Below are 21,860 nucleotides of genomic sequence, written 5' to 3' on the forward strand. Positions count from 1 at the left end.
CCCCTGCCCCCTGCGCGCTGCCTCTGCGCCCGTCGCGCATCGCACTCGCGGTGCGGTGCGTTCGCCGGGATTGCTGTGCGCGTGTGTGGTTGGATGCGGCATGACGACTCTTGCCGAGAAGGCCGTAGCGCTGAAGTCTCTGCACGTTCCCGGTGACCCCGTGGTGCTGCCGACCGTGTGGGATGCCTGGTCGGCGAACTTGGCGGTGCAGGCCGGTTTCTCCGCGCTGACGATGGGCAGCCATCCGGTGGCCGACTCGGTCGGCAAGCCGGACAACGAGGGGATGACGTTCGAGGAGCTGCTGACCCGGGTCCGGCAGGTCACCGCAGCGGTCGACGTGCCGATCTCGGTGGATGTGGAGGCCGGTTACGGTGAGGCCCCCGCTCGGATCGTGGAGGGGCTGCTCGGGGCGGGCGCTGTCGGATTGAACATCGAGGACACCGTGCACAGTGAGGGTGGGCGGCTGCGCGAGCCGGCCGAGCACGCCGAGTACGTGGCCGGGTTGCGTGCCGCCGCCGACGCCGCCGGTGTGCACTTGGTGGTCAATGCCCGCACCGATCTGTTCGTCAAGCAGATCGGTGACGAGTCCGACCGGGTGGACCGGGCGATCGACCGCCTGAGGCTGGCCGCAGATGCCGGCGCCGATGTGCTCTATCCGGTGGGCTTCCACAGCGACGAGATCCAGCGGCGCCTGACGTCGGAGCTGCCGTTGCCGGTCAATGCGATCGCCCACCCGGCGAAGAACGATCTCGCGTCGCTTGCTGCGCTCGGCGTCGCGCGGATCAGCTTCGGGCCGTTGCTGCAGGCCACCCTGGCCGAGCGGGCGAGTGAGTTGCTGGGGCGGTGGCGCTGAACGCGTGCGCAGCGCGCGTTCGTCGGCCGGGTGACTCCGCCGACGTCCCACCCGCGCGGCTCGGCGACCGCCGACGGTCCGTCACGGCTCCGTCCGCGCCGCCAGCACGTCCAGGTAGTGCTGGTTGTACATCACGCCGAGCACGTTGCCGAACGGGTCGATCACCGAGGCGGTGACGAATCCGGGGCCGTGCTCGACCGGCTTGTCGTGCACCGTCGCGCCCATCGATTCGAGCCGTTCGAGGGCGGCGGCGGGATCGTCGACATGCCAGTAGGTCGTCGCGGGGCCGGCCTGCCCGGGGCGGTCGTGGGCGACGAACCGGCTGTCGATGATCCCGAGTTCGTGCCCGTAGTCGCCGGTGCGGAATTCGAGGTATGCGAGCCTGCCCTCGACGGAGCGTCGGAAGTACGGCTCGACGCCGAGCAGTTCGGCGTACCAGGCGCCGGCGGCCGTCAGGTCGTCGGCGAAGAAGGTGACGGTGGAGAGTCCTCGCAACATGGCTCGTTCCTTTCCTCGGGGGTATCGACATCCATCCTGCGGGCGAAAGTGCTCACCTTCCGAGCACTTTTCGTGAGACATTTCGGGGGTGCGCGCCGACCGTCTCGTCGCCGCCCTGCTGCTCCTGCAGAGCCGTGGGCGGGTGACCGCCGCCGAGCTCGCCGCCGAGCTCGAGGTATCCGTGGCCACTGCCCGCCGCGACCTCGAGGCGCTGTCCGCGGCGGGGATCCCGGTGTATCCGCAGCCTGGACGCGGCGGTGGGTGGTCGCTCGTCGGCGGCGCCCGCACCGACCTCAGCGGGCTCTCGGCCGCCGAGGCGCAGGCACTGTTCCTGCTCGTCGGCCCCGCGGCGGCCGTCTCCGGTGAGGTCAAGACCGCCCTGCGCAAGCTGGTGCGGGCGCTGCCGTCGACGTTCCGGGCCGACGCCGAGGCAGCTGCGGACGCCACGATGATCGATCCCACCCGGTGGGGCGCGCGAGACCGGCACCGGCCCGGGACGGTCGATGTTCTGCAGGCCGCCGTCGTGCGGCGACGGAGAGTGCGCCTCGTCTACACCGACAGCGCGCGCGAGCGTAGTGAGCGGCTGGTGGACCCGTGGGGTCTCGTCGACAAGGACGACATCTGGTACCTGATCGCGGGGACCGATCGCGGTCAGCGCACCTTTCGCGTCGATCGGATCGTCCGGGCCGAACCGACCGACGAGCCGGCCGCGCGCCCGGACGGCTTCGCGCTCGACGCCGCGTGGCGGCAGGTCGTCGGCGAGGTCGAGCAGCGGCGGTCACGGACGTGGGCGACCGTACTGCTCGCGGCCCGGTTCGTGCCGATCCTGCGCGACCACTTCGGCCGGCACTGCCACGCCGCCGGCGAACTCGGCGACGGACGCGTCCGGGTCCGCGTCGCTGCGCCGACGCCGCTGGACATCGCCCGCACTCTCGCCGGCTGGGGCACGATGATCGAGGTGACCGAACCACCTTCCGTCCGGGCGGAACTCGCGCGGATCGGCGCGGAGCTCACCGACCGCTACCGCGATCCGGAAGGCACCGGTGCGGCACCGGAACGGGATCGCCGGTAGATCCGGGCTCGCGGAAAAAGTGACAGATCTTGTGGGGGCAACGATCCGGCGTGGCGTGCGGGTATCCGGTCGTGGATGATCGGCGGGTCGAATCGGCTTGTGCGAGAAGAAGTGACGGCGACGGCGAACGGCGGCGATTCGTTCGGCGTCCCCGCCGTCGCGCCCGCACGGCGCGGCCCGCTGTGCGTGGCCGGACGGGAGCTCGGTCGAGCCGCGGGTAGACTCCCGGCATTGTGGGAGAGCCTGGGGATCGCGACGCCGTGGACGCCATCGTCGCACATTGGGCCGTGGCCCGTCCCGAACTCGACGTGTCGGGGCTGAAGGTGTTCGGCCGCCTCCATCGGAGCTTCCTCGTCTACAAGTCCCGCATCGCGCCCACGTTCGAGGAGCACGGGATCAACGATTCGGGGTTCGACGTTCTCGCCTGCCTGCGTCGCGCCGTGCCGCATCATCGGCTCACCGCGGGGGAGCTGGCCGATCAGACGCTGGTCACTACCGGCGGGCTGTCGCTGCGCGTCAATCGGCTCGAGCAGGCCGGCCTGGTGACCCGATCGAAGGACAGCCAGGACGCCCGGGTGGTGTATGTCGAGCTCACACCCGCCGGTGCCGCGCTCGTCGACTCGGTCGCCGACGCGCACTTCGCCAAGTTGCAGGCGATGCTCGGCGACCTCGACGCCGGCGAGCGCGAGACGCTGGCGCGCCTGCTCGCCCGACTGGAGCACTCCGCCCGAGCGGCCGAGTTCGAGGACTCGGGCACCGGTGTGGGCGTGGACTCGGACGCCGATCGGCCGGTCTGACGCCGCATCCGGGTGCCCGACGAGAAGAATTTCGAGAATCTCTATGGCGCCCGCCACACCCCTGTGACCTGCGTCTCCTCCGTTTCGGCCCCGTAAATCCGGCGTAACGACCGGCTGGTCTGGACATTCGGGTATTGACCTCTTTGCGCTAAGACGATACAAATCTCTTAGTGCAAAGATATCGACTCGGCGCGCACCACCCTCCGGCTCCGCGAGCAGCGTGGTCCGCGTCCGTCCCGACCGAACGGACCTCCCTCATGCCCCTTGCCTACGCGTCCCCTCTCCGGGTGGGACCCGCCGAGCACGAGCCCGAGTCCGTCGACACGGTCGACGAGATCCTCGTCGCCGGCCGATGGCAGCGTGGACTCGGTGAGTGCATCGAGTCCGTCGACCCCGCCACCGGCCGGGTCTTCGCGAACCTGCACACGGCGACCGTCGACGACGTCGACCGCGCCGTCACCGAAGGTCTCCGCGCCGCCCACGGCGGGTGGTCGACACTGCTCCCGCACGAGCGCGCACGGGTCCTGCACCGCGTCGGCAACGCCCTCGACGACGAGGCCGAACGGGTGGCACGGCTGCAGACCCTCGACACCGGCAAGGCGCTGACCGAGACCCGGGCCCTGGTTGCCAGCGCCGCCAACACGTTTCGCTACACCGCGGCCGCACTCGAAACGATGGACTCCGCACTGACCACGCCCCGGGGGCCGTGGTTGACCATGTCGACGTACCAGCCGATGGGCGTCGTCGCCGCGATCACGCCGTGGAACTCGCCGATCGCGTCCGACGCCCAGAAGATCGCCCCGGCCCTCGCCGCCGGCAACGCCGTCGTGAGCAAGCCGCCGGTGTGGGCGCCGTGGGTGACGCTGCGTCTCGCCCGCATCTGCGAGGCGGCCGGGCTGCCCGCGGGGGTGCTCTCGGTCCTGCCGGGCTCCGGGCGCACCGTCGGCGAGGCGCTGGTCCGGCACCCGGACGTCGCCAAGGTCACCTTCACCGGCGGCACCGAAACCGGGCGGCACCTCGCGCATCTCGCCGCCGACAAGCTCATGCCGATCACTCTCGAACTCGGCGGCAAGTCCCCGACGATCGTGTTCGAGGACGCCGATCTCGAACAGGCCCTCGCCGGCGTGCTCTACGGCGTCTTCTCCTCGTCCGGGCAGAGCTGCATCGCCGGATCCCGGATCTTCGTCCACCGCAGCATCGCCGAGACCTTCACCGGCGAACTCGTCCGGCGCGCAGCGGCCCTGCGCCTGGGTCCCGGCACGGACCCGCGCACCCGGGTGGCGCCGATGATCACCTTCGCGCATCGGGACCGGGTGGCCGCGATGGTCGACGACGCCGTCGCCGCCGGGGCCCGGGCGTTGTGCGGCGGCGCGATCCCGGCCGACGAACGGCTCTCGTCCGGCGCGTACTACCCGCCCACGGTGCTCACCGGAGTCGACAACTCCGCGACGATCTGCCGCGAGGAGGTCTTCGGTCCGGTGGCCGTCGTGCTGTCCTTCGACGACGAGGAGGACCTGATCGCGCAGGCGAACGACTCGGTGTTCGGGTTGGCCTGCGGCATCTGGACCTCCGACTACCGGCGGGCGTGGCGCGTGGCCGGCGCGGTGAACGCGGGCACCGTCTGGATCAACACCTACAAGCAGTTCAGCATCTCGACGCCCTTCACCGGTCTCGGCGACAGCGGTCTCGGCACCGAGAAGGGACGCGAGGGCATCCGTCAGTACTGCGACCAGAAGAGCATCTACCTCGACCTGTCCGGCGAACCGATCGCCTGGGCCACCCCCGACCCGACAGAAACCCGAAAGGACCCTTCCCGGTGACCGATTCGATTACCGCGACCCACGACCGCACCGCCCACCCGTACAGCCCCGCCTACGCCGTCGCCGGCTTCGGGTTCGTCTCCGGCGCCCTGTCGGTCGACGAGCACGGAATCGCCGTCGACGGCACGACCGCCGCCTTCGACGCCGCGATCGCCCGCCTCGGCGAGCGCCTCGCGACCATCGGCATGACCCTGGCCGACGTCGTCAAGACCACGTACTTCGTGACCGACGTGACGCTCCGCGACGAGGCGAACCGCCACTACGAGAAGGTCTTCGCCGAGCCCCGGCCCGCCCGCTCGTTCGTCGAGGTCGCCGCCCTGCCCTACGGCGCCACCGTCGAGATCGAAGCCGTCGCGCATCGCGCCTGAACCCCCCACAGTACGAAAGGACCCACCGTCATGGCCGCACCCGAGAAGACCACCGTCGACCTCGAAGCCCTCATCGACTCCTGCATCGCCAGCCGCGCCAGCCGCTACGAGGACTGGGACACCCTCGGCTTCCAGGCCGCCAAGGGCGGAGATCGATTCAAGCGCGCCCAGATCCGCTACATCGGCTCCGGTGCCACCGGCAACCACGAGGGCGACGCCCGCACGCTGCCCGCCGAGCACTTCACCCTGTCCAACATGCGGCTGCCCGCCGGTGCGGTCGGCCCCGAGCACACCCACCACGACGTCGAAGAGGTGTTCTTCGTGCTCGAGGGCGAGCTCGAGGTCGCGGTCCACGACGTCGAGGACGGCACCCGGAAGGCCGTCCGACGGCTCGGCTACCGCGACATGATCCGCGTTCCCGCCGGCGTGCCCCGCAGCCTCGCGAACGTGGGCGACACCGACGCCCTGTTCTGCGTGATCATCGGCGCCGCGAAGCCGCAGCTGCCCACCTACCCGCCGAGCTCGGAGATGTACGGCGTCACCCGCTGACGCCTCCGAGAAGACCCTCCACCGACAGGGAGATCACCGATGGAGCAGTCCGTCCGACGTCGCCTCCGCGTCCACCAGAAGACCTGGGAGGCAGACGGAGTCACCAGCGTGACGTTCGTCGATCCGACCGGTGCGCCGTTGCCGCGGTGGCAGCCGGGAGCGCATCTCGCCCTGCACCTGCCGAACGGTGTGGTGCGCGAGTACTCGCTGTGCTCGGATCCGCGGGACACCACGCGCTGGACGGTCGCCGTGCTGCGCGCCGAGCGCTCCCGCGGCGGCAGCGCCTACGTGCACGAATCGCTGCAGATCGGCGCGGAGATCGACGTCGACGGACCGCGCAGCGCCTTCGCCCTCGACACCGTCGCGACCGACCACGTCCTCGTGGCCGGCGGCATCGGCATCACCCCGATCGTCGCGATGATGCGGGAACTGCACGCGACGGGACGGCCGTGGCGCCTGCTCTACGCCGGACGCTCCCGGCGGGCCATGGCGTTCGTCGACGAGATCGCCGCCCATCCCGCCGAGCAGGTGACCGTCCACGCCGACGACGAGGCCGGGGGCCTGCCGGACCTCGCCGGGCTGCTGTCCGGCCTGCCGCCGACCGCCGTCGTCTACTGCTGTGGTCCCGCCCCCCTCATGGACGCGGTGGCCGCGACCGTCCCGGACCCCGGTCAGGTGCGCACCGAACGGTTCGCGGCCCCGGAACCGGCGCCGCGCTCGGGGGAGGACACCGCCTTCGACGTGATCGTCGAGAGCACCGGCCACCGCATCCCGGTGCCGCCGACCGTGTCGGTGCTCGACGCCCTCGCCGCCGCCGGTGTGCCCGTACCCAGCTCGTGCACCGAAGGCATCTGCGGGACGTGCGAGGTCGGGGTGATCAAGGGCGACGTGGACCACCGCGACTTCCTGCTCACCGAGTCCGAACACGCCGCCGGATCGACGATGTTCCCGTGCGTGTCCCGTTGCCGCTCCGCCGAACTCGTCCTGGATCTGTGAGAAGGGAACCGGAACGCATGTATCACCACCAACTTCCGCGCTACAGCGACTCGCCCGTCTGCCGGCTGCGTGCCCTGCGCTCGGTGACCCTGTCGGTGCCGGACCCCGCCGCGTCGCGGGACTTCTACCACGAGGCCTGGGGCCTGACGACCGTCGAGGCCGACGGCGACCGATTCTGGCTGCGCGCCACCGGACCCGAGCACCACGTGCTCGCGGTCGAGCGGTCGGACGTCAACGCCCTGGGGCGGATCAGCTTCGCCCTCGCCACCCCGCGCGAGGTCGACGACGCCGCACTGGCCCTCGACCGGCTCGGCATCCCGATGCTGCGCACGCCGGGCCCGCTCGACGACGCCGGCGGCGGCTACGGGCTGCAACTGGTCGATCCGGAGGGGCGGTGCCTCGAGTTGTCGGCCGACACCCACGCGGTGACCGGGCAGGAACCGGCCGGCCGCCGGGCCGTCCCCCGCAAGATCGCCCACGTCGTGCTCAACACGACCGACATCGAGCGCACCACCGCCTTCTACACGCAGGTGCTCGGCATGCGGATCTCGGACTGGTCGGAGCGGCAGATGTCCTTCCTCCGCTGCAACTCCGACCACCACGTCATTGCGCTCAACCGGGCGCCGTGGCCCTCGCTCAACCATGTGGCGTACGAGATGCAGAGCCTCGACCACTTCATGCGCGGCATCGGCGGGCTCCGGGCGCACGGCATCGCGCCGCAGTGGGGCCCGGGCCGGCACGGCCCCGGCGACAACACCTTCTCCTACTTCACCGACCCGGCGGGCCTGGTGTGCGAGTACACCTCCGAGGTCGCCCAGATCGACGAGGACGCCTGGCTGTGCCGCACGTGGAAGCGCACACCGGAACTGTCCGACCAGTGGGGAACGGCCGGGCCGCCCACCACGACCGTGCGCTCCGCCATGGCCGGCAGCCCCGACCCGGGGCACCGCGACCGCGTCGAGGCCCGCGACGCCGACTACTTCTACGGGGCCGGCCTCGCGGCCGGAGCGCCGTCGTGACCGCGGACGCCGCGGCGACCGGGCACCTGCACGTCGAGCGGCTCGGCACGGGGGATCCGGTGCTCCTGCTGCACGGCATCGGCGGCAACGCGAACTCGTGTGCACCCCTCGCGGCGGAACTCGCCGCCCGCGGACACGCGACGTACCGGCTCGACGCCGCGGGGTACGGCCGCTCCGCCGACCCGGCCGGCGCACGCCACGAGCACGCCTCGGACGTCCTGCGCGTCCTCGACGGCATCGACCCGCACCGGCCCGTGCACCTGGTGGGCACGTCGTGGGGCGGGGTCGTCGCGCTCGAGGTGGCGCGCCGCCGGCCCGGACGGGTGCGCACGCTCGTCCTCGCCGACAGCACCCGGGGGTCGGGCACGTCGCCCGACCGCGCCGCCGCCATGCGCGACCGCGTCCGCGCCCTGCGTGAGGCCGGCGCCGACCGGTTCGCGGCGGAGCGGGCACCGAAACTCACGGCGCCCGGAGCGTCCGATGCCGTCCGCTCACGTGTCGCCGCCGACATGGCCGCCGTGCGCCTCGCCGGATATGCGGCGGCCGCGGAAGGCATGGCGACCACCGACCACGGGCCGATCCTGCACACCCTGACCGTCCCCACCCTGGTCCTCGTCGGTGAACACGACGTCGTCACCGGCGTCGCCGAATCGCAGCTCCTGGCGGACGCGATCCCCGGGGCGCGGCTCGTCGTCGTCGCCGATGCGGGTCACGCGGCGATCCAGGAGCAGCCCCGTGTGGTCGCCTGCGAACTGGTCCGATTCTGGGAAGGAGCCGCGTGATGAGCGGAACCGTCGTGGTGACCGGGGCCGGCCGCGGTCTCGGCTACTGCATCGCCGAGCGGTTGTGTGCCGACGGACGCCGGGTGGTGATCGCCGAGCGCAATGCGGACACCGCCGAGGGCGCCGCCCGTGCCCTGCGCGAACGCGGCGGCGACGCGATCGCGGTGGTCACGGACATCGCGGATGGCGGCTCCGTGCGCGCTCTCGCGACGCGACTGGCGGACGAGGGTCCGCTGACGGGCCTGGTCAACAACGCGGCCATCGCCGACGGCGTCGGCGGGGACGCGTTCTGGGAACTGTCCGAGAGCGAGTTCGACCGCATCACCTCGGTCAACGTGCGCGGCACCTGGATGGTGACCAAGCACCTGTGGCCGCTGCTCGCCGCCAACCGGGGCGCGATCGTGAACATGGCGTCCGACGTGGCCTTCTACGGATCGCCCCGGCTGATCCACTACGTCGCCTCCAAGGGCGCCGTCGTCGCGATGACGCGTTCGATGGCCCGGGACGCCGGCCCGCACGGGGTGCGGGTCAACGCCGTCGCCCCCGGGCTCGTCCGGGTCGAGGCCACCGAATCCGTTCCCGCCGCCCGCTACGCCACCTACGCGCAGGGCCGCGCCCTCCCGCGCGACCAGACCCCCGAGGACGTCGCCGGGGTCGTCCGGTTCCTCCTGTCGGAGGACGCCGCCTTCGTCACCGGCCAGACCGTCGTCGTCGACGGCGGATTCGTCCTGAACTGACCTGCTCGCCCGGCGAGCACCCGAACCCACGGAGAACCCATGGACCTGCACCTCACCGGACGCACGGTGATCGTCACCGGCGCGAGTTCCGGTGTCGGCCTCGCCACCGCCCGGATGCTCGCCGCCGAAGGTGCCCGAGTGGCACTGTGCGCGCGGGACCTCGACCGCCTGCGCGCCGCCGCCGGCACGTTGGCGGCCGACCCGGCCGATGTCCTCACCGTCGCGTGCGACGTCACCGACCGGAACTCCGTGCAGGCCTTCGTCGATGCGGTCGTCGACCGGTTCGGGGGAATCGACGGGGTGGTGTGCAACGCCGGCCGCTCGCTGATGTCGACGCTCACCGACACCACGGACGAGCAGATCCGGGACGAGTTCGAGCTCAAGATCTTCGGCGCGCTGCACCTGATCCGCGCGGCGCGGCCGGCGCTCGCGAAGTCCGATGCGGCCTCCGTGGTGATCGTCAACGCGATCCTCGCACGGCAACCCGAGTTGCGGCTCGCCGTCACCTCGGCGGCCCGTGCCGGACTGCTCAACCTGGCGCAGTCCCTGTCCGGGGAGCTCGCACCCGACGGCATCCGCGTCAACTCGGTGCTGCTCGGCCTCGTCGACACCGGTCAGTGGCAGCGCCGCCACGCCGAATCCGGCGACGGCCGCGACTTCGACGAGTGGAGTGCCGAGATCGCGGCCGACCGCGGGATCGGACTGGGCCGCTTCGGAATCGCGGACGAGGTCGCCTTCCCCGTCACCACCCTGCTCTCACCCCGCAACAGCTACGTGACCGGCGCGACCGTCGACGTCGGCGGCGGTGTCGGGCGCTACGTCTGACCCGCCAGTGGTCATCTGCATCGGAGGAAACATGGACACCCCCTCATCCGCGCCGGGTCGGCGCGCCACCGGCGGCGACGTCCTCGTGTCGGTCATGCGCCGGCACGGCATCGACACCGCGTTCGGCGTCGTCAGCATCCACAACCTGCCCCTCGTCGAGGCCGTCGCCCGCGACCTGAACTTCGTCGAGGTGCGGCACGAGGCCGCGGCGGTCAACGCCGCGGACGGGTACGCCCGCGCCTCGGGCCGCATCGGCGTGGCGCTGACGAGCACCGGAACCGGCGCCGGCAACGCCGCCGGATCGATGATCGAGGCCCTCACCGCCGGCAGCCGCGTCCTGCACGTGACCGGCCAGATCGAAAGCGAATTCCTCACGCCCGAACCGGCCTCGTCGAGCCGCGGCGTGATCCACGAATTCCCCCGGCAACGGCAGATGCTCGACGCCGTGTCCGCCTACGCGGCGACGATCACCGACGCCAAGGACGCCGAGGCGGAACTCGAGGCCGCGATCGGCCGCATCCTGTCGGCACCGCAGGGGCCCGCCAGCATCGAATGGCCCACCGACCTGCAGTATCTGGCGTCGCCGGACGAGCAGCGAGCGGCCGACACCCGGATCGCACGGCCACCGGCCCCCAACGCTGCTGCGCTGGACCGCGCCGCCGCGGTGCTCGCCTCCGCCGAGCGGCCGCTGCTGTGGCTCGGCGGGGGTGCCGCCGGCGCCGGCGACGAACTGCGCGCCCTCGCGCACCGGCTCGGGGCCGGGATTCTCACCAGCAACTCCGGACGGGGCATCGTGTCCGAGGACGACGACCTCGTCGTCGGGAACTTCGCGGCCTCCCCCGAGGTCGCCGGGCTCCTCGCCGACGCCGACGTCCTGCTCGCCGTCGGAACCCACTTCCGGTCCAACGAGACCAAGAGCTACCACCTCGCGCTGCCGGCGACCCAGGTGCAGGTCGACATCGATCCCGCCGCGATCGGCCGGGTGTATCCGGCCACGGTCGGCATCGTCGCCGACGCCCGCACGGCACTGCGCGGCATCCTCGACGCGCTCGACGGCACCGTCCGGCGCGACGAGTGGGCGGCCCGGGTCCGGGCGGCGCGGAAGCGCAGCCGGGCCGCGCTCACCGCGTACATCGGCGGCTACGCCGAGATCTGCGAGGGCATGCGCCGCGTGCTGCCCCGCCGGTCGGTGGTCGCCCGCGACGTGACGATCCCGTCCAGTCAGTGGGGCAACCGCCTGCTGCCGTTCTACGAGCGTGAGACCAACGTCTTCCCGCTCGGCGGCGGCATCGGGCAGGGCCTCGCCATGGGACTCGGGGCGGCCCATGCCCGCCGGGACGTTCCGACGGTCGTGATGGCCGGGGACGGGGGCCTGGCCGTGCACCTCGGCGAGCTCGCCTCGCTCGCCGGGTCCGACGCCTGGTGCGTCGTGCTGGTGTTCAACGACGGCGGCTACGGCGTTCTCCGGAACATGCAGGAGGCCAACGGTTTCCGTCGGTCCGGGGTGGACCTGCACACGCCGCGGTTCGACCTGCTCGCCGCCTCGATGGGCATGCCGTACACCCTCGTGCAGCGGCCCGGCGCCTTCGAGTCCGCGTTCGGGGAGGCGATCGCGACGCGCCGGCCCGCGCTGATCGAGGTCGACGTGACCGCCCTCGACCCGCAGCCCGGACCGTTCGTGCCACCGGTGCACGTGCCGACCGGAGGTGCACGATGACCCCGCCGAGTCGCGCCGAGTCTGCCTGGTGGACCGACGGACAGGCCGCCGCCGCGCTGCGCGACGGCCGCGCGGTGCACCTGTACGCCGCGGGCGCCGACGCCGAACCCGCCCTGCGTGCGGCCGATCGTCACGGCAGCCTGCTGCGCAGCCTGATCCTGGCCGATCCCGTGCTCGACGTCGACGTCGTCGCCGGCCTCCTCGGCCGGATCACCGTCCCCACGCTCGTGGTCGCCTCAGCTCTCGGCGACGACACCGATCTGACCGCGGCGCAGCGGCTCGCGGGCGAGATCGACAACGGAGTCTTCGTCGTCGTCGACGGTTGTCCGGCGCCCGTCCACCTCACCCGGCCCGAGTCCTTCACGGAATGGGCGGGCGCCTTCGCCGCCATCGCCGAGGGACTCGCCGCCCGCTACCGGTCCGGGCTCGCCGCCCCCACCCCCCACATCGAAGGAGTTTTCGCGTGAACCGCACTGCGACGGCACGATTCACAGAACCGTACCTGGAACCACGACAGACCCATCCCGATCCGCTGACCCCCTACGAGGACAAGCTCGCCGGATCACTCATGGAGATCTTCGGGACCGGCACCCACGACCTGCCCGGTGTCGTCGAGGGACTCAACGGCCTGGGCCTGCACGGCCCCGACGGCCGGCCCTGGACCGAGGACACCTTCCGCGCCGAAATGCGACGACTGGGGAGATGACATGACCACCATCGAGACTGCACAGACCACCACCGGCAGCGGCGCCGCGCGCCCGGCCGGACCGCGGTTCGCCGTCGGCACCCGCCGGCCGATGGACGCCGACGAGATCGCGGCGACCGGCCTGCGCGACCGCTGGTACCCGATCCTTCCGTCGCGCATGGTGGAACCGGGCGCGATGGTCAAGGTCACCCGCCTCGGGGTGGACTGGCTGCTGTTCCGCGACGCCCGGGGCGGGGTCCACATGCTCGAGGACCGGTGCCCGCACCGCAGCGCCCCGCTGTCGGTGGGGCAGCACCTCGGTGACCGCGTCGCCTGCCTGTACCACGGCGTGCAGGTCGACGGAACCGGCACCGTCGTCTCCGTGCCCGGCATGCCCGGGTGCGCGCTCGAGGGCAAACGCGCGACCGCCTCGCTGTCGGTGGTCGAGGCCGCCGACACGATCTTCGCGTTCGTGCCCCTGACCCACGACTCCGTGCCGACGCCGTTCGTCCTGCCGGACCGGCTCGCGGACGAGGAGGTGTCGTGGTTCCCGAACTACGCGGAGTGGGCCGGGCCGTGGCGCTTCTACATGGACAACGTGCTCGATCCGATGCACGGGGCCTTCCTGCACCGCAACTCGCACTCGATGTTCGGCGGCGACATCTCGGCGCGGTTCCGGATCCGCGAGACCGACCGCGGCTTCTTCTTCGAGAAGACCGACCAGCGCGGCGTGAACTTCGACTGGGTCGAGTTCGTGCGCGGATCGATGGACTACGTGGACCTCGAGATCCCGTACGCCCCCAATGCCGGACCCGGCGGCGTGTTCGGCATCGTCGGCATGTGCACCCCGATCGACCGGGACCACTCCGCCATCTTCCACTGGCGCACCCGGCGCGTGTCGGGCTGGGAACGGGAGGCGTGGCGCTTCCTGTACCGGACCCGGCTCGAGGAACGGCACTGGGAGGTGCTCGAACAGGACCGCGCCGTCCTGGAGGCGCTGGCCGCGGACGCCGACGTCGAGGAACACCTCTACCAGCACGACCTCGGCGTCTCCCGGATCCGCCGGATCTACCGCGCCGACGCGAAGCAGCAGGCGGCGGTGCTCGCGGGAGTGCCGGCGTGAGCGGCGAGACCATGATGCTCACCGTGGTCCTGCGGCACGATCAGAGCCGGAACCTCGAACAGTTGCAGGGCCGGCTCGACGAGGCGGACTGGTGGCACGGGTTCCCGCCCGAGGGGTGCGAGGTCGTCTCGTGGGTGGTCGCGATGGGGATCGGGCAGATCGTGACCCTGCGGCTGCCCGCCGATCGGCTGGCCGCCGTCAACGTCGAACTCGAGCGCCGCGCGTGGGGTGTGTTCCGCACCGAGTGCTACCCGACGTACGACTTCGTGCCGGTGCGGGAACGGCTGACCCGCGAATCCGACGAACGTCGCGGCGCGGTGCTTCGATGACCCGGGTGGGACATCCGGCCGTCCCGGAGCCGCCGCGTCCCGACATGTTCAGCAACGCCCGAGTCGTCGGCCGGCACTTCTTCGTCTCCGGCATGCACGCCGGCACCCCCGACGGTCCCGTCGGCGGTGCCGACGTCTACCGCCAGGCGCGGGAGGCGTTCCGACGCACCCGCGCGCTGGTGGAGGCCTGCGGCGCGCAGGTCGACGACATCCTCGCGCTGCGCATCTACGTCACGGACATCGGAGCCAGGGCCGCCGTCGGGCGGGCCCGCGCCGAGGTGTTCCGCGGCGACTTCCCGTGCTCGACCCTGGTCGCGGTGTCGGCCCTGGTCGAGGACGGCCTCAGCGTCGAGGTCGAAGCACAGGGAATCATCTCGGCGGCCGCGACGGCGGACGCGTAACCTTCTGATTCGACGCCCCTGGCAGGGCATCGACCGACCCGAGGACGCCACCATGCGCGGACCCAACACCACATCGTCCACTCCCCGAACCGACGAGGCATCGCCGAACTGGCCCGTCCTCGTCCTGACCTTCGTCGCCGTCGTCCTCGACGGTTACGACACGATCGCGCTGGGCCTGTCGGTCCCGGCGCTCGCGAAGGACTGGGACGTCGCACCGTCCCACTTCACCCCCGCACTATCCCTGACCAGTGCCGGCGTGGCACTCGGCTATCTCGCCTGCGGCCGGATCGTCGCACGGTTCGGTGCCCGGCGCGTCGTGCTGGCCGCGGTGGCGGTGTTCACCGTCGGCTCGCTGCTGACCGCGTTCGCGTCGACGATCACCGAACTCACCGCCCTGCGCGTGCTGACCGGACTCGGCCTCGGTGCGGTCCTGCCGGCGGCCGTCTCCCACGCGACGGCCCTCAATCCCGCCCGGCTGCGGCAGTCGATCGCCGTGTTCGTCACCATGGGCATCTCCCTCGGTGCGCTGATCGCCGGACTGGCCGGCACGCGCCTGATCGGTGCGTTCGGGTGGGAGTCGGTGTTCCTCGTCGGGGCCGCGGCCTCGGCCGTCCTGCTGCCGCTGCTGTGGATCGGCCTCCCCGACGGACGCGCCGCCGCCGGCGAGCCCGCCCCGGCCGCCGCGACCGCGTCGGCGGTGCGCGAGGCGTCCGTCGCGCGCCTGTTCGACCCAGGGCTGCGGAGCCGCACGCTGCTGCTGTGGGGCTTCTCGTTCCTGATGTTCACGGTGTACTACGTCTTCTCGTCGTGGTTGCCGACGCTGCTGACGAGCTACGGGTTCTCGGCAGGGTTGGCACCGCTGGGCTCGGCCGCGCTCGGGGTCGGCAGCCTCGTCGGTGCGGCGGTCCTCATGATCGGTGCGCTGCGGTTCCGGATGTCGTCGGTGCTCCTGGTCACCACGTCGCTGGCGATCGTCTTCCTCGTCGTGTCCGCGTTCCTCGGTCCCGACAAGATGCTTCTGCTGATCGTCTTCGGCGGCGTGGGCCTCGGCATCCAGGCCGGCATGATCGGTCAGACCGCGCTGTCGGTGTCGATGTACCCGCAGGGCACTGCGACGACCGCGGTCGGCTGGTCCGCGTCCATGGGACGGCTCGGCTCGGTCGTCGGCCCGGTGGTGGGCGGCGCGCTCATCGGCCTCGGCGTCCCGACCGGCACCATCGTGCTGGTGGCGTGCGTTCCGGTCCTGGCCGCCCTGGTCCTCATCGCGGTGCTCGGCCGGATCACCGCTCCGAAGACCCTCTCGAAGCCGGCACCGGCGGCCGTGCCCGCAGACCGCTGACGCGGCCGGTGTGTCCTTCGGGCTGCTGGAACAGCCCGAAGGACACACGGGCGTCTACACCCGCTCGAACACCGCGGCCAGGCCCTGGCCACCGCCGATGCACATCGTCTCGAGGCCGTAGCGGCCCTCGCGGCGGTCGAGCTCGCGCAGCAGGGTGGCGAGGATGCGGCCGCCGGTCGCGCCGACGGGGTGGCCGAGCGAGATGCCCGACCCGTGGGGATTCAGGCGCGCGTCGTCGGGCTCGAGGCCCCAGCTGCGGGTCACGGCGAGGGTCTGCGCGGCGAACGCCTCGTTGAGCTCGATCACGTCCATGTCCGCCAGGCTCAGGCCGAGGCGGCCGAGGGCCTTCTCCGTGGCCGGGACCGGGCCGATGCCCATGGTGCGCGGCGGCACGCCGGCCACCGCCCAGCTCGCCAGCCGGGCCAGCGGGCGCAGGCCCAGCTGCGCGGCCTTCTCGGCGGTGGTGACGATCGCCAGCGCGGCACCGTCGTTCTGACCGCTGGCGTTGCCGGCGGTGACGGTCGACTCCGGGTCGATCCGGCCGCGGATCGGGCGCAGCCTGGCGAGGGACTCGACGCTGGTGTCGGCGCGCGGGTGCTCGTCGGTGTCGACGACGAGCGGATCACCCTTGCGCTGGGGCACGGCCACCGGGACGACCTCCTGCGCGAACACGCCGTCCTTCTGCGCGGCCACGGCGCGCTGGTGCGACTGGACCGCGAGGGCGTCCTGGTCGGCGCGGCTGATGGCGAACTCGGCGCGCAGGTTCTCGGCCGTTTCGATCATGCCGCCCGGCACGGGGAAGTCGCGGCCGCCGGCGGTGACCCGGGCGCGGGCCAGACGGTCGGACAGGGCCACGGCCTCACCCTTGACGCCCCAGCGCATGCCGGTGGCGTAGAACTCGGCCTGGCTCATGGACTCGGCGCCACCCGCGAGGATCAGGTCGCTGCCGCCGGACTGGACCTGCATGACGGCCTGCAGGACGGCCTGCAGCCCCGAGCCGCAGCGACGGTCGACCTGCTGGCCCGGAACCTCCACGCCGAGACCGGCGTTGAGGGCGGCGACGCGGCCGAGGGCGGGGGCTTCCCCGTTGGGCGAGGCCTGGCCGAGGATCACGTCGTCGACGTCGGCGCCGGAGATGCCGGTGCGGGCGACGAGCTCGCGAATCACGGTGGCGGCGAGGTCTTCCGGTGCGACGTCCTTCAGGACGCCACCGAAGCGGCCGACGGGGGTACGGAGGGGTTCGCAGATCACTACGTCGCGCATGGCAGTTCCTTGTCGGTATTCGGGTTCAGTGTTTCTGGGTCCGGGCGAGATCGGCCGAGATCGCCGCCGCCGTCTCGATCACAGCGGGCACGAGTTCGCTCTGCACGGCGTCGAGGCTGTAGCGGGCGGCCTGGGTGGAGATGTTCACGGCGGCGACGACGGCGCCGGAGGCGTCGCGGATGGGCGCGGCCAGCGAGCGGAGCCCCTCCTCGAGTTCCTGGTCGACGATGCAGTAGCCGTCGCGCCGGATCCGGTCGAGCTCGGCGCGCAACCCGTCGGTCGTGATCAGGGTGCGGGAGGTGAGGGGCTCGAGCGTCGCGGTGGCGAGGTACGCGTCGAGTTCGGTGGGGGAGAGCCCGGCGAGCAGGACGCGCCCCATCGAGGTGGCGTGCGCGGGAAAGCGCGTGCCGATGGTGATGGAGACGGTCATGATGCGGCTGACCGGAACCCGTGCGACGTAGACGACGTCGCCGGCGTCGAGCACCGACACCGACGTCGACTCGTGGACCTTCTGCGCCAGCGCCTCGAGGTGCGGGCGCGCCACCTCCGGCAGCGTCAGGCTCGACAGGTAGCTGTAGCCGAGCTCGAGCACGCGCGGGGTCAGCCAGAACCGGGAGCCGTCCGTACGTACGTATCCGAGCTCGACCAGCGTGAGCAGGAACCGTCGCGCGGTGGCCCGGGTCAGGTCGGTGGCCTTGGCCACTTCGCTGAGGGTGCGCCGGGGGTGCTCGGCGTCGAACGCCTTGATGACGGACAGTCCGCGCGCGAGCGACTGCACGTAGTCCGGCGACGCTGCGGTCGCCGGGATCGGGTCGCCGTCGGTGATCGTCATTGGGTGGTGCTCCCCTCGCCGTCTGCGAGGGCCTGCCTGCCGAGCGCGAACGCCCGGTTGCTGTTCGGCACTCCCGCGTAGATCGCGGTGTGCAGGAATACTTCCACGAGCTCGTCGGGGTCGAGACCGGCGCGCAGGGCCGCCCGGATGTGCATGTCGAGTTCGTGCTCGTTGCCGGCGGCGGTGAGGATCGCCAGGGTCAGCAGCCGGCGGGTGTGATGGTCCAGTCCGGGCCGGGACCAGACGTCGCCCCACGCGGTGCGGGTGATGAAGTCCTGGAACGGCTCGGTGAACGCGGTGGCCGCCGACATCGCCCGGTCGACGTGCGCGTCGCCGAGCACCGAGCGCCGGACCCGCATCCCCTGCTCGAAGGCGGCGGTGCGCTGCGCGCCGGCGGGGGTGGCGCGGGTGATGTGCGCGCGGATCAGGGCGGTGATCCGGCCGGCCTGTTCGACGTTGGCCAGGTGCGCGCCCGGGTCGACGACGTGGAAGGCGGCGCCGGCGATGCCGTCGGCGATCTGCTCCATGGTGGCCGGCGGGGTGGCCGGATCCTGGGCACCGGCGACGACGAGCGTCGGCGCGACGATGCGGGCGAGGTCGGGGCGCCCGTCCCACGTGGCCAGCGCCTCGCAGCACGCGGCGTAGCCCTCGTCGCTGGTGCCCGCCACCATCTCGACGTGCCGCGCGACCAGGCCGGGGTCGCGTTCGGCGAGGCCCGGGGTGAACCAGCGGCCGACGATGGACTCGGCGATGGACGCCAGCCCGTCGGCGCGGACCGTGGCGGCGCGGTCGAGCCACGGCTGGGCCGGGGCGAAGGCGGCGGACGTGCACAGCAGGGTCAGGGTGCGGACGCGTTCGGGGTGGTGCGCGGCGAGCCACTGGCCGACGGCGCCACCGAGCGACAGGCCCACGACGTGCACCGAGGCGAGGCCGAGCGAGTCGAGCAGCGCGACGACGTCACCGCCGAGATCGGCCATCGTGTAGGGGCCGTCGACGACGGGGGACTTGCCGTGCCCGCGGTGGTCGACGGCGACGACGTTGGCGATCGGGGACAGGGCGGTGATCTGCGGCGCCCACATCGACAGGTCGGAGCCGAGGGACCCGAGCAGCACCACCGGCGGAGCGGTGGGGTCGCCGTGCTGTTCGTAGTTGAGCGTGACGGTCATGCCTGTCCTCCAAGGGGTCGGTCGGCGGTGGTGTCGTGGTGGGCCAGGGCGCGGTCGACGAGGTCGCCGGCGTGGCCGAGGTAGCGGGTCGGGTCGAGCAGGGCGCGGACCCGGTCGGCGCCGAGGTGCTCGACGATGCCGGGATCACGGTCGAGCGGAGTGCCGGCGCGGGCCGCCGCGGTGACGATCTCGCGCGCCGAGCCGGTGTGCTCGGACAGCGCCGCGGCGACCTTCTCCGCGAGGATCGCCCCGCCGGTGAGTTCGAGGTTGCGGGTCAACGCGTCGGCGTGGACGTGCAGCCCGGTCAGGCTGACCGAAAGCTGATGGGCCGCACCGCCCGTCAGCCGGAGCAGGTCGGTGAGGGTCTCCCACTCGGCATGCCAGGCGCCCGCGGCGCGGGCGAACTCGTGGTCCGTCGACGCGAGGGCGGTCGCGACGAGGCCGGGCACGCGCCGCGCGGCCGCCCGGGCGGTGATCGCCGCGACCGGATTGCGCTTGTGCGGCATCGCCGACGATCCGCCCGGCGCGTCCTCGCTGACCTCGCCGAGTTCGGTTGCGGCCATGAGGACGACGTCGGTAGCGGGCTTGGCGACCGCGCCCGCGGCGACCCCCAGGGCGGCCGCGAGCCCGGTCACGGGGGTACGCGCGGTGTGCCACGGCACGAGGGGTCTCGCCAGCCCGAGCAGGTCCGCCAGGGTGTCCGCGAACGCGAGGCCGTCCGGGTGGACTGCGGCGAGAGTGCCTGCCGCGCCGCCGTATTGGGCGGGCAGCGAGACGAGGGCGCGGTCGAGCGCGGCGGTGGCGTCGTCGAGCGCGACGAGCCATGTCGCGGCGAGCGCTCCGAACGTGGTGGGCAGCGCCTGCTGCCCGAGGGTGCGCGCGACCATCGGGGTGTCGCGGTGCCGGCGGGCCAGGCGGGCCGCCGCCTCGGCGGCGGCCCGCAGCTCGGCGACGACGAGCCGGCCGGCCTTGTGCGCCAGCAACATCAGCGCGGTGTCGAGTACGTCCTGGCTCGTGGCCCCGACGTGCACCGCGGCGGCGGGGGCATGCGCGCGCTCCCGCAGGATCTTCACCAGTGGGATCACCGGATTGCCCCCGGCCGCGGAGAGCCGGCCCAGTTCGGCCGGGTCCAGTTCGCGGGTGAGTTCCCCGGCCGCCGCGGCGACGGCCGTGACGTCGGCGGCGGTGGCGCGACCGTGTTTCTCGGCGGCGCGCGTGATCGCCACCTCGACGTCGAGCAGGGCGGCGATCCACGCCCGGTCGGACAGCAGCGGTGCGAGGTCGCCGGCCCCGAACACGGGGTCGAAGAGGGCGCCGCGGGTGTTGTCGGACTGCGCCGGCACGGTCAAGGCACGCTCCCGTCTAGATCGCGAAGAACGGCGTCTCCACACCGTTCGGATCGAGGTCCTGAACGTACACGGTCCAGGCGTAGCCGTCGTCGGACTTGTCGGCGATCAGCTTGTGCCGCTGCGACTCCGGGAGCGCGGTGAGCACCGGGTCGGAGGCGTGCGCGGCGAGGTCCTCCGGGAAGTACATGCGGGTGCAGAGGCGGTCGAGCATGCCGCGCGCGAAGATCCCGACGTTCAGGTGCGGCGCCTCGTCGGCCTCGGTGTCGGACTCGTGGGCGCCGGGTTTGACCGTGTGGATCGCGGCGGTGCCGGTGTCGTCGGCGGCGCTGCGGGCGAAGCCGCGGAAGCCCCCGGCGCCGAACCGGCCCTCGGCGTCGGCCTGCCAGGTCTCGACCATGGCGTCGGCGATCGGCTCGCGGTTCCCGTCGATCACGGTGATGCGCACGGTGATCCGGCCGGGGGTGTCGGTGGGGACGACGTCCGCGCCGTCGGCCCACTCGAGGCCGATCTTCCAGTACGGACCGACGGTCTGCGACGGGGTGGGGCCGAAGGCGGCGGTGCTCTGGTCACCCGGGGTGACGGGGTAGCGAGGAGCGAACTCACTCATCGTCGTCCTCCTCGTTCTCGAAGGGGGTGGCCTCGCGTCCGCGCAGGACGATGTCGAAGCGGAAGCCGAGGGCCCAGTTGCCGACGGTGGCGCCGTAGTCGAAGACGCCGACCATCCGGTGCCGCGCCTCGGCGGGCACCGCGTTGTAGATGGGGTCCTGGAAGAACATCGGGTCGTCGGGGAAGTACATCTGGGTGACGAGGCGCTGCGTGAACGCCGTGCCGAACAGCGAGAAGTGGATGTGGGCGGGACGCCAGGCGTTGTGGTGGTTGCGCCACGGGTAGGCCCCGGGCTTGACGGTGGTGAACCGGTATCGGCCCGCCGCGTCGGTGACGCAGCGGCCGACGCCGTTGAAGAACGAGTCCAGCGGGGCGGGCCAGTTGTCGTCGACGTGCCGGTAGCGGCCGGCGGCGTTGGCCTGCCACACCTCGACCAGCGCGTGGGGGACGGGCTTGCCGTCGCCGTCGAGGACGCGGCCGTGCACGATGATGCGCTGACCGGCGGCCTCGCCGCCGTTGGCGATGCTCAGGTCGGCGTCCCCCTCCTGCACGCGGTCCTCGCCGAAGACCGGCCCGGTGAGCTCGCCGAGCCGCTGCGGGACGAGCGTCAGCGGCTGCGCCGGACGGCGCAGCGCGGTGGTCCTGTAGTCGGGGAAGTCGAGCGGCGGGTGCACGCCGTCGGGGCGGGCGAAGCGCGGCGGCAGGTGAAGCATGGCACCTCGGTGTTCGATGCG

Annotated in this window: 25 protein-coding genes; 18 read left to right on the top strand and 7 right to left on the bottom strand. The window is 72.4% G+C overall.

The window, feature by feature from the left end; genetic code table 11:
• The first annotated feature begins 100 nt into the window (after window positions 1-100).
• Window positions 101-853 carry an isocitrate lyase/phosphoenolpyruvate mutase family protein gene (locus tag G6038_RS12650; protein WP_165038135.1) on the top strand — a complete coding sequence of 251 codons (753 nt, stop codon included), beginning with the start codon at window positions 101-103 and terminating at the stop codon, window positions 851-853.
• An 81-nt stretch (window positions 854-934) separates the two neighbouring features.
• On the opposite strand, the gene G6038_RS12655 is transcribed toward G6038_RS12650, so the two are convergent.
• Complete coding sequence (locus tag G6038_RS12655) at window positions 935-1,351, bottom strand: VOC family protein (protein WP_165038137.1); 417 nt, start codon at window positions 1,349-1,351, stop codon at window positions 935-937.
• 88 nt (window positions 1,352-1,439) lie between these two features.
• Between G6038_RS12655 and G6038_RS12660 the strand changes: the two genes are divergently transcribed.
• The 17 genes from G6038_RS12660 (at window position 1,440) to G6038_RS12740 (ending at window position 15,910) form a co-directional block, all read left to right on the top strand.
• Entirely contained in the window at window positions 1,440-2,423 is a 984-nt protein-coding gene (locus G6038_RS12660; protein ID WP_165038139.1) for a WYL domain-containing protein, read from the top strand.
• Between the two features lie 260 nt (window positions 2,424-2,683).
• Window positions 2,684-3,220, top strand: coding sequence for a MarR family transcriptional regulator (locus G6038_RS12665; RefSeq protein ID WP_165038140.1), 537 nt, complete (start codon window positions 2,684-2,686; stop codon window positions 3,218-3,220).
• A gap of 257 nt (window positions 3,221-3,477) precedes the next feature.
• Window positions 3,478-5,040, top strand: a complete 1,563-nt coding sequence (locus G6038_RS12670; RefSeq protein ID WP_165038142.1) for an aldehyde dehydrogenase — start codon at window positions 3,478-3,480, stop codon at window positions 5,038-5,040.
• Window positions 5,037-5,408, top strand: a complete 372-nt coding sequence (locus G6038_RS12675) for a RidA family protein (protein WP_165038144.1) — start codon at window positions 5,037-5,039, stop codon at window positions 5,406-5,408. The genes G6038_RS12670 and G6038_RS12675 overlap by 4 nt, the downstream gene beginning before the upstream one ends.
• A 30-nt stretch (window positions 5,409-5,438) precedes the next feature.
• Window positions 5,439-5,957, top strand: coding sequence for a cupin domain-containing protein (locus G6038_RS12680; protein ID WP_165038146.1), 519 nt, complete (start codon window positions 5,439-5,441; stop codon window positions 5,955-5,957).
• A gap of 108 nt (window positions 5,958-6,065) precedes the next feature.
• Complete coding sequence (locus G6038_RS12685) at window positions 6,066-6,953, top strand: PDR/VanB family oxidoreductase (protein WP_165038254.1); 888 nt, start codon at window positions 6,066-6,068, stop codon at window positions 6,951-6,953.
• A gap of 17 nt (window positions 6,954-6,970) precedes the next feature.
• Window positions 6,971-7,972 (top strand): VOC family protein, encoded by a 1,002-nt coding sequence (locus G6038_RS12690; RefSeq protein ID WP_165038148.1) that lies wholly within the window; start codon window positions 6,971-6,973, stop codon window positions 7,970-7,972.
• Window positions 7,969-8,754, top strand: a complete 786-nt coding sequence (locus G6038_RS12695) for an alpha/beta hydrolase (RefSeq protein WP_165038150.1) — start codon at window positions 7,969-7,971, stop codon at window positions 8,752-8,754. The genes G6038_RS12690 and G6038_RS12695 overlap by 4 nt, the downstream gene beginning before the upstream one ends.
• The gene (locus tag G6038_RS12700; RefSeq protein ID WP_165038152.1) at window positions 8,754-9,491 is read left to right on the top strand and encodes an SDR family oxidoreductase; all 738 of its coding nucleotides are present in this window, start codon (window positions 8,754-8,756) and stop codon (window positions 9,489-9,491) included. Before G6038_RS12695 ends, G6038_RS12700 begins: the two co-directional genes overlap by 1 nt.
• Window positions 9,492-9,530: 39 nt before the next feature.
• Window positions 9,531-10,316 carry an SDR family oxidoreductase gene (locus G6038_RS12705; protein WP_165038154.1) on the top strand — a complete coding sequence of 262 codons (786 nt, stop codon included), beginning with the start codon at window positions 9,531-9,533 and terminating at the stop codon, window positions 10,314-10,316.
• 31 nt (window positions 10,317-10,347) lie between these two features.
• Window positions 10,348-12,033, top strand: coding sequence for a thiamine pyrophosphate-binding protein (locus G6038_RS12710; protein WP_165038156.1), 1,686 nt, complete (start codon window positions 10,348-10,350; stop codon window positions 12,031-12,033).
• The gene (locus G6038_RS12715; protein WP_165038157.1) at window positions 12,030-12,500 is read left to right on the top strand and encodes a hypothetical protein; all 471 of its coding nucleotides are present in this window, start codon (window positions 12,030-12,032) and stop codon (window positions 12,498-12,500) included. The genes G6038_RS12710 and G6038_RS12715 overlap by 4 nt, the downstream gene beginning before the upstream one ends.
• Window positions 12,497-12,739 (top strand): recombinase-like helix-turn-helix domain-containing protein, encoded by a 243-nt coding sequence (locus G6038_RS12720; RefSeq protein ID WP_029546493.1) that lies wholly within the window; start codon window positions 12,497-12,499, stop codon window positions 12,737-12,739. Before G6038_RS12715 ends, G6038_RS12720 begins: the two co-directional genes overlap by 4 nt.
• Window position 12,740: 1 nt before the next feature.
• Entirely contained in the window at window positions 12,741-13,841 is a 1,101-nt protein-coding gene (locus G6038_RS12725) for a Rieske 2Fe-2S domain-containing protein (RefSeq protein WP_165038159.1), read from the top strand.
• Between the two features lie 11 nt (window positions 13,842-13,852).
• Window positions 13,853-14,170, top strand: a complete 318-nt coding sequence (locus G6038_RS12730) for a hypothetical protein (protein WP_165038258.1) — start codon at window positions 13,853-13,855, stop codon at window positions 14,168-14,170.
• Complete coding sequence (locus G6038_RS12735) at window positions 14,167-14,571, top strand: RidA family protein (protein WP_206024651.1); 405 nt, start codon at window positions 14,167-14,169, stop codon at window positions 14,569-14,571. Before G6038_RS12730 ends, G6038_RS12735 begins: the two co-directional genes overlap by 4 nt.
• Before the next feature lie 52 nt (window positions 14,572-14,623).
• Window positions 14,624-15,910: an MFS transporter gene (locus tag G6038_RS12740; protein ID WP_165038161.1), complete on the top strand. Its 1,287-nt coding sequence runs from the start codon at window positions 14,624-14,626 to the stop codon at window positions 15,908-15,910.
• A 54-nt stretch (window positions 15,911-15,964) separates the two neighbouring features.
• On the opposite strand, the gene G6038_RS12745 is transcribed toward G6038_RS12740, so the two are convergent.
• The 6 genes from G6038_RS12745 to pcaH are packed head-to-tail and all read right to left on the bottom strand — an operon-like array spanning window position 15,965 to window position 21,839.
• A complete protein-coding gene (locus G6038_RS12745) occupies window positions 15,965-17,173 on the bottom strand; it encodes an acetyl-CoA C-acetyltransferase (RefSeq protein WP_165038163.1) in 1,209 nt (402 codons plus the stop codon).
• Between the two features lie 25 nt (window positions 17,174-17,198).
• A complete protein-coding gene (locus G6038_RS12750; RefSeq protein WP_165038165.1) occupies window positions 17,199-18,005 on the bottom strand; it encodes an IclR family transcriptional regulator in 807 nt (268 codons plus the stop codon).
• Entirely contained in the window at window positions 18,002-19,171 is a 1,170-nt protein-coding gene (gene pcaD, locus G6038_RS12755; protein ID WP_165038166.1) for a 3-oxoadipate enol-lactonase, read from the bottom strand. Before pcaD ends, G6038_RS12750 begins: the two co-directional genes overlap by 4 nt.
• Complete coding sequence (locus G6038_RS12760) at window positions 19,168-20,520, bottom strand: lyase family protein (protein WP_165038168.1); 1,353 nt, start codon at window positions 20,518-20,520, stop codon at window positions 19,168-19,170. The genes pcaD and G6038_RS12760 overlap by 4 nt, the downstream gene beginning before the upstream one ends.
• A 13-nt stretch (window positions 20,521-20,533) precedes the next feature.
• Entirely contained in the window at window positions 20,534-21,127 is a 594-nt protein-coding gene (gene pcaG, locus G6038_RS12765) for a protocatechuate 3,4-dioxygenase subunit alpha (protein WP_165038170.1), read from the bottom strand.
• Complete coding sequence (pcaH, locus tag G6038_RS12770) at window positions 21,120-21,839, bottom strand: protocatechuate 3,4-dioxygenase subunit beta (protein WP_165038172.1); 720 nt, start codon at window positions 21,837-21,839, stop codon at window positions 21,120-21,122. Before pcaH ends, pcaG begins: the two co-directional genes overlap by 8 nt.
• Between the last annotated feature and the right edge of the window lie 21 nt (window positions 21,840-21,860).

This window comes from Rhodococcus sp. 14C212 (assembly GCF_011058195.1).
In the GTDB taxonomy this organism is placed as follows: Bacteria; Actinomycetota; Actinomycetes; order Mycobacteriales; family Mycobacteriaceae; genus Rhodococcus; species Rhodococcus aetherivorans.

Bases quoted from the DNA above. Each gene is read 5' to 3' on its own strand.
- G6038_RS12670 (WP_165038142.1), top strand. From the start codon at position 3,478: ATGCCCCTTGCCTACGCGTCCCCTCTCCGGGTGGGACCCGCCGAGCAC.
- pcaH (WP_165038172.1), bottom strand. From the start codon at position 21,839: ATGCTTCACCTGCCGCCGCGCTTCGCCCGCCCCGACGGCGTGCACCCG.
- G6038_RS12680 (WP_165038146.1), top strand. From the start codon at position 5,439: ATGGCCGCACCCGAGAAGACCACCGTCGACCTCGAAGCCCTCATCGAC.
- pcaG (WP_165038170.1), bottom strand. From the start codon at position 21,127: ATGAGTGAGTTCGCTCCTCGCTACCCCGTCACCCCGGGTGACCAGAGC.
- G6038_RS12700 (WP_165038152.1), top strand. From the start codon at position 8,754: ATGAGCGGAACCGTCGTGGTGACCGGGGCCGGCCGCGGTCTCGGCTAC.
- G6038_RS12735 (WP_206024651.1), top strand. From the start codon at position 14,167: ATGACCCGGGTGGGACATCCGGCCGTCCCGGAGCCGCCGCGTCCCGAC.
- G6038_RS12705 (WP_165038154.1), top strand. From the start codon at position 9,531: ATGGACCTGCACCTCACCGGACGCACGGTGATCGTCACCGGCGCGAGT.
- G6038_RS12745 (WP_165038163.1), bottom strand. From the start codon at position 17,173: ATGCGCGACGTAGTGATCTGCGAACCCCTCCGTACCCCCGTCGGCCGC.
- G6038_RS12725 (WP_165038159.1), top strand. From the start codon at position 12,741: ATGACCACCATCGAGACTGCACAGACCACCACCGGCAGCGGCGCCGCG.
- G6038_RS12750 (WP_165038165.1), bottom strand. From the start codon at position 18,005: ATGACGATCACCGACGGCGACCCGATCCCGGCGACCGCAGCGTCGCCG.
- G6038_RS12650 (WP_165038135.1), top strand. From the start codon at position 101: ATGACGACTCTTGCCGAGAAGGCCGTAGCGCTGAAGTCTCTGCACGTT.
- G6038_RS12715 (WP_165038157.1), top strand. From the start codon at position 12,030: ATGACCCCGCCGAGTCGCGCCGAGTCTGCCTGGTGGACCGACGGACAG.
- G6038_RS12740 (WP_165038161.1), top strand. From the start codon at position 14,624: ATGCGCGGACCCAACACCACATCGTCCACTCCCCGAACCGACGAGGCA.
- G6038_RS12710 (WP_165038156.1), top strand. From the start codon at position 10,348: ATGGACACCCCCTCATCCGCGCCGGGTCGGCGCGCCACCGGCGGCGAC.
- G6038_RS12690 (WP_165038148.1), top strand. From the start codon at position 6,971: ATGTATCACCACCAACTTCCGCGCTACAGCGACTCGCCCGTCTGCCGG.
- pcaD (WP_165038166.1), bottom strand. From the start codon at position 19,171: ATGACCGTCACGCTCAACTACGAACAGCACGGCGACCCCACCGCTCCG.
- G6038_RS12655 (WP_165038137.1), bottom strand. From the start codon at position 1,351: ATGTTGCGAGGACTCTCCACCGTCACCTTCTTCGCCGACGACCTGACG.
- G6038_RS12730 (WP_165038258.1), top strand. From the start codon at position 13,853: ATGATGCTCACCGTGGTCCTGCGGCACGATCAGAGCCGGAACCTCGAA.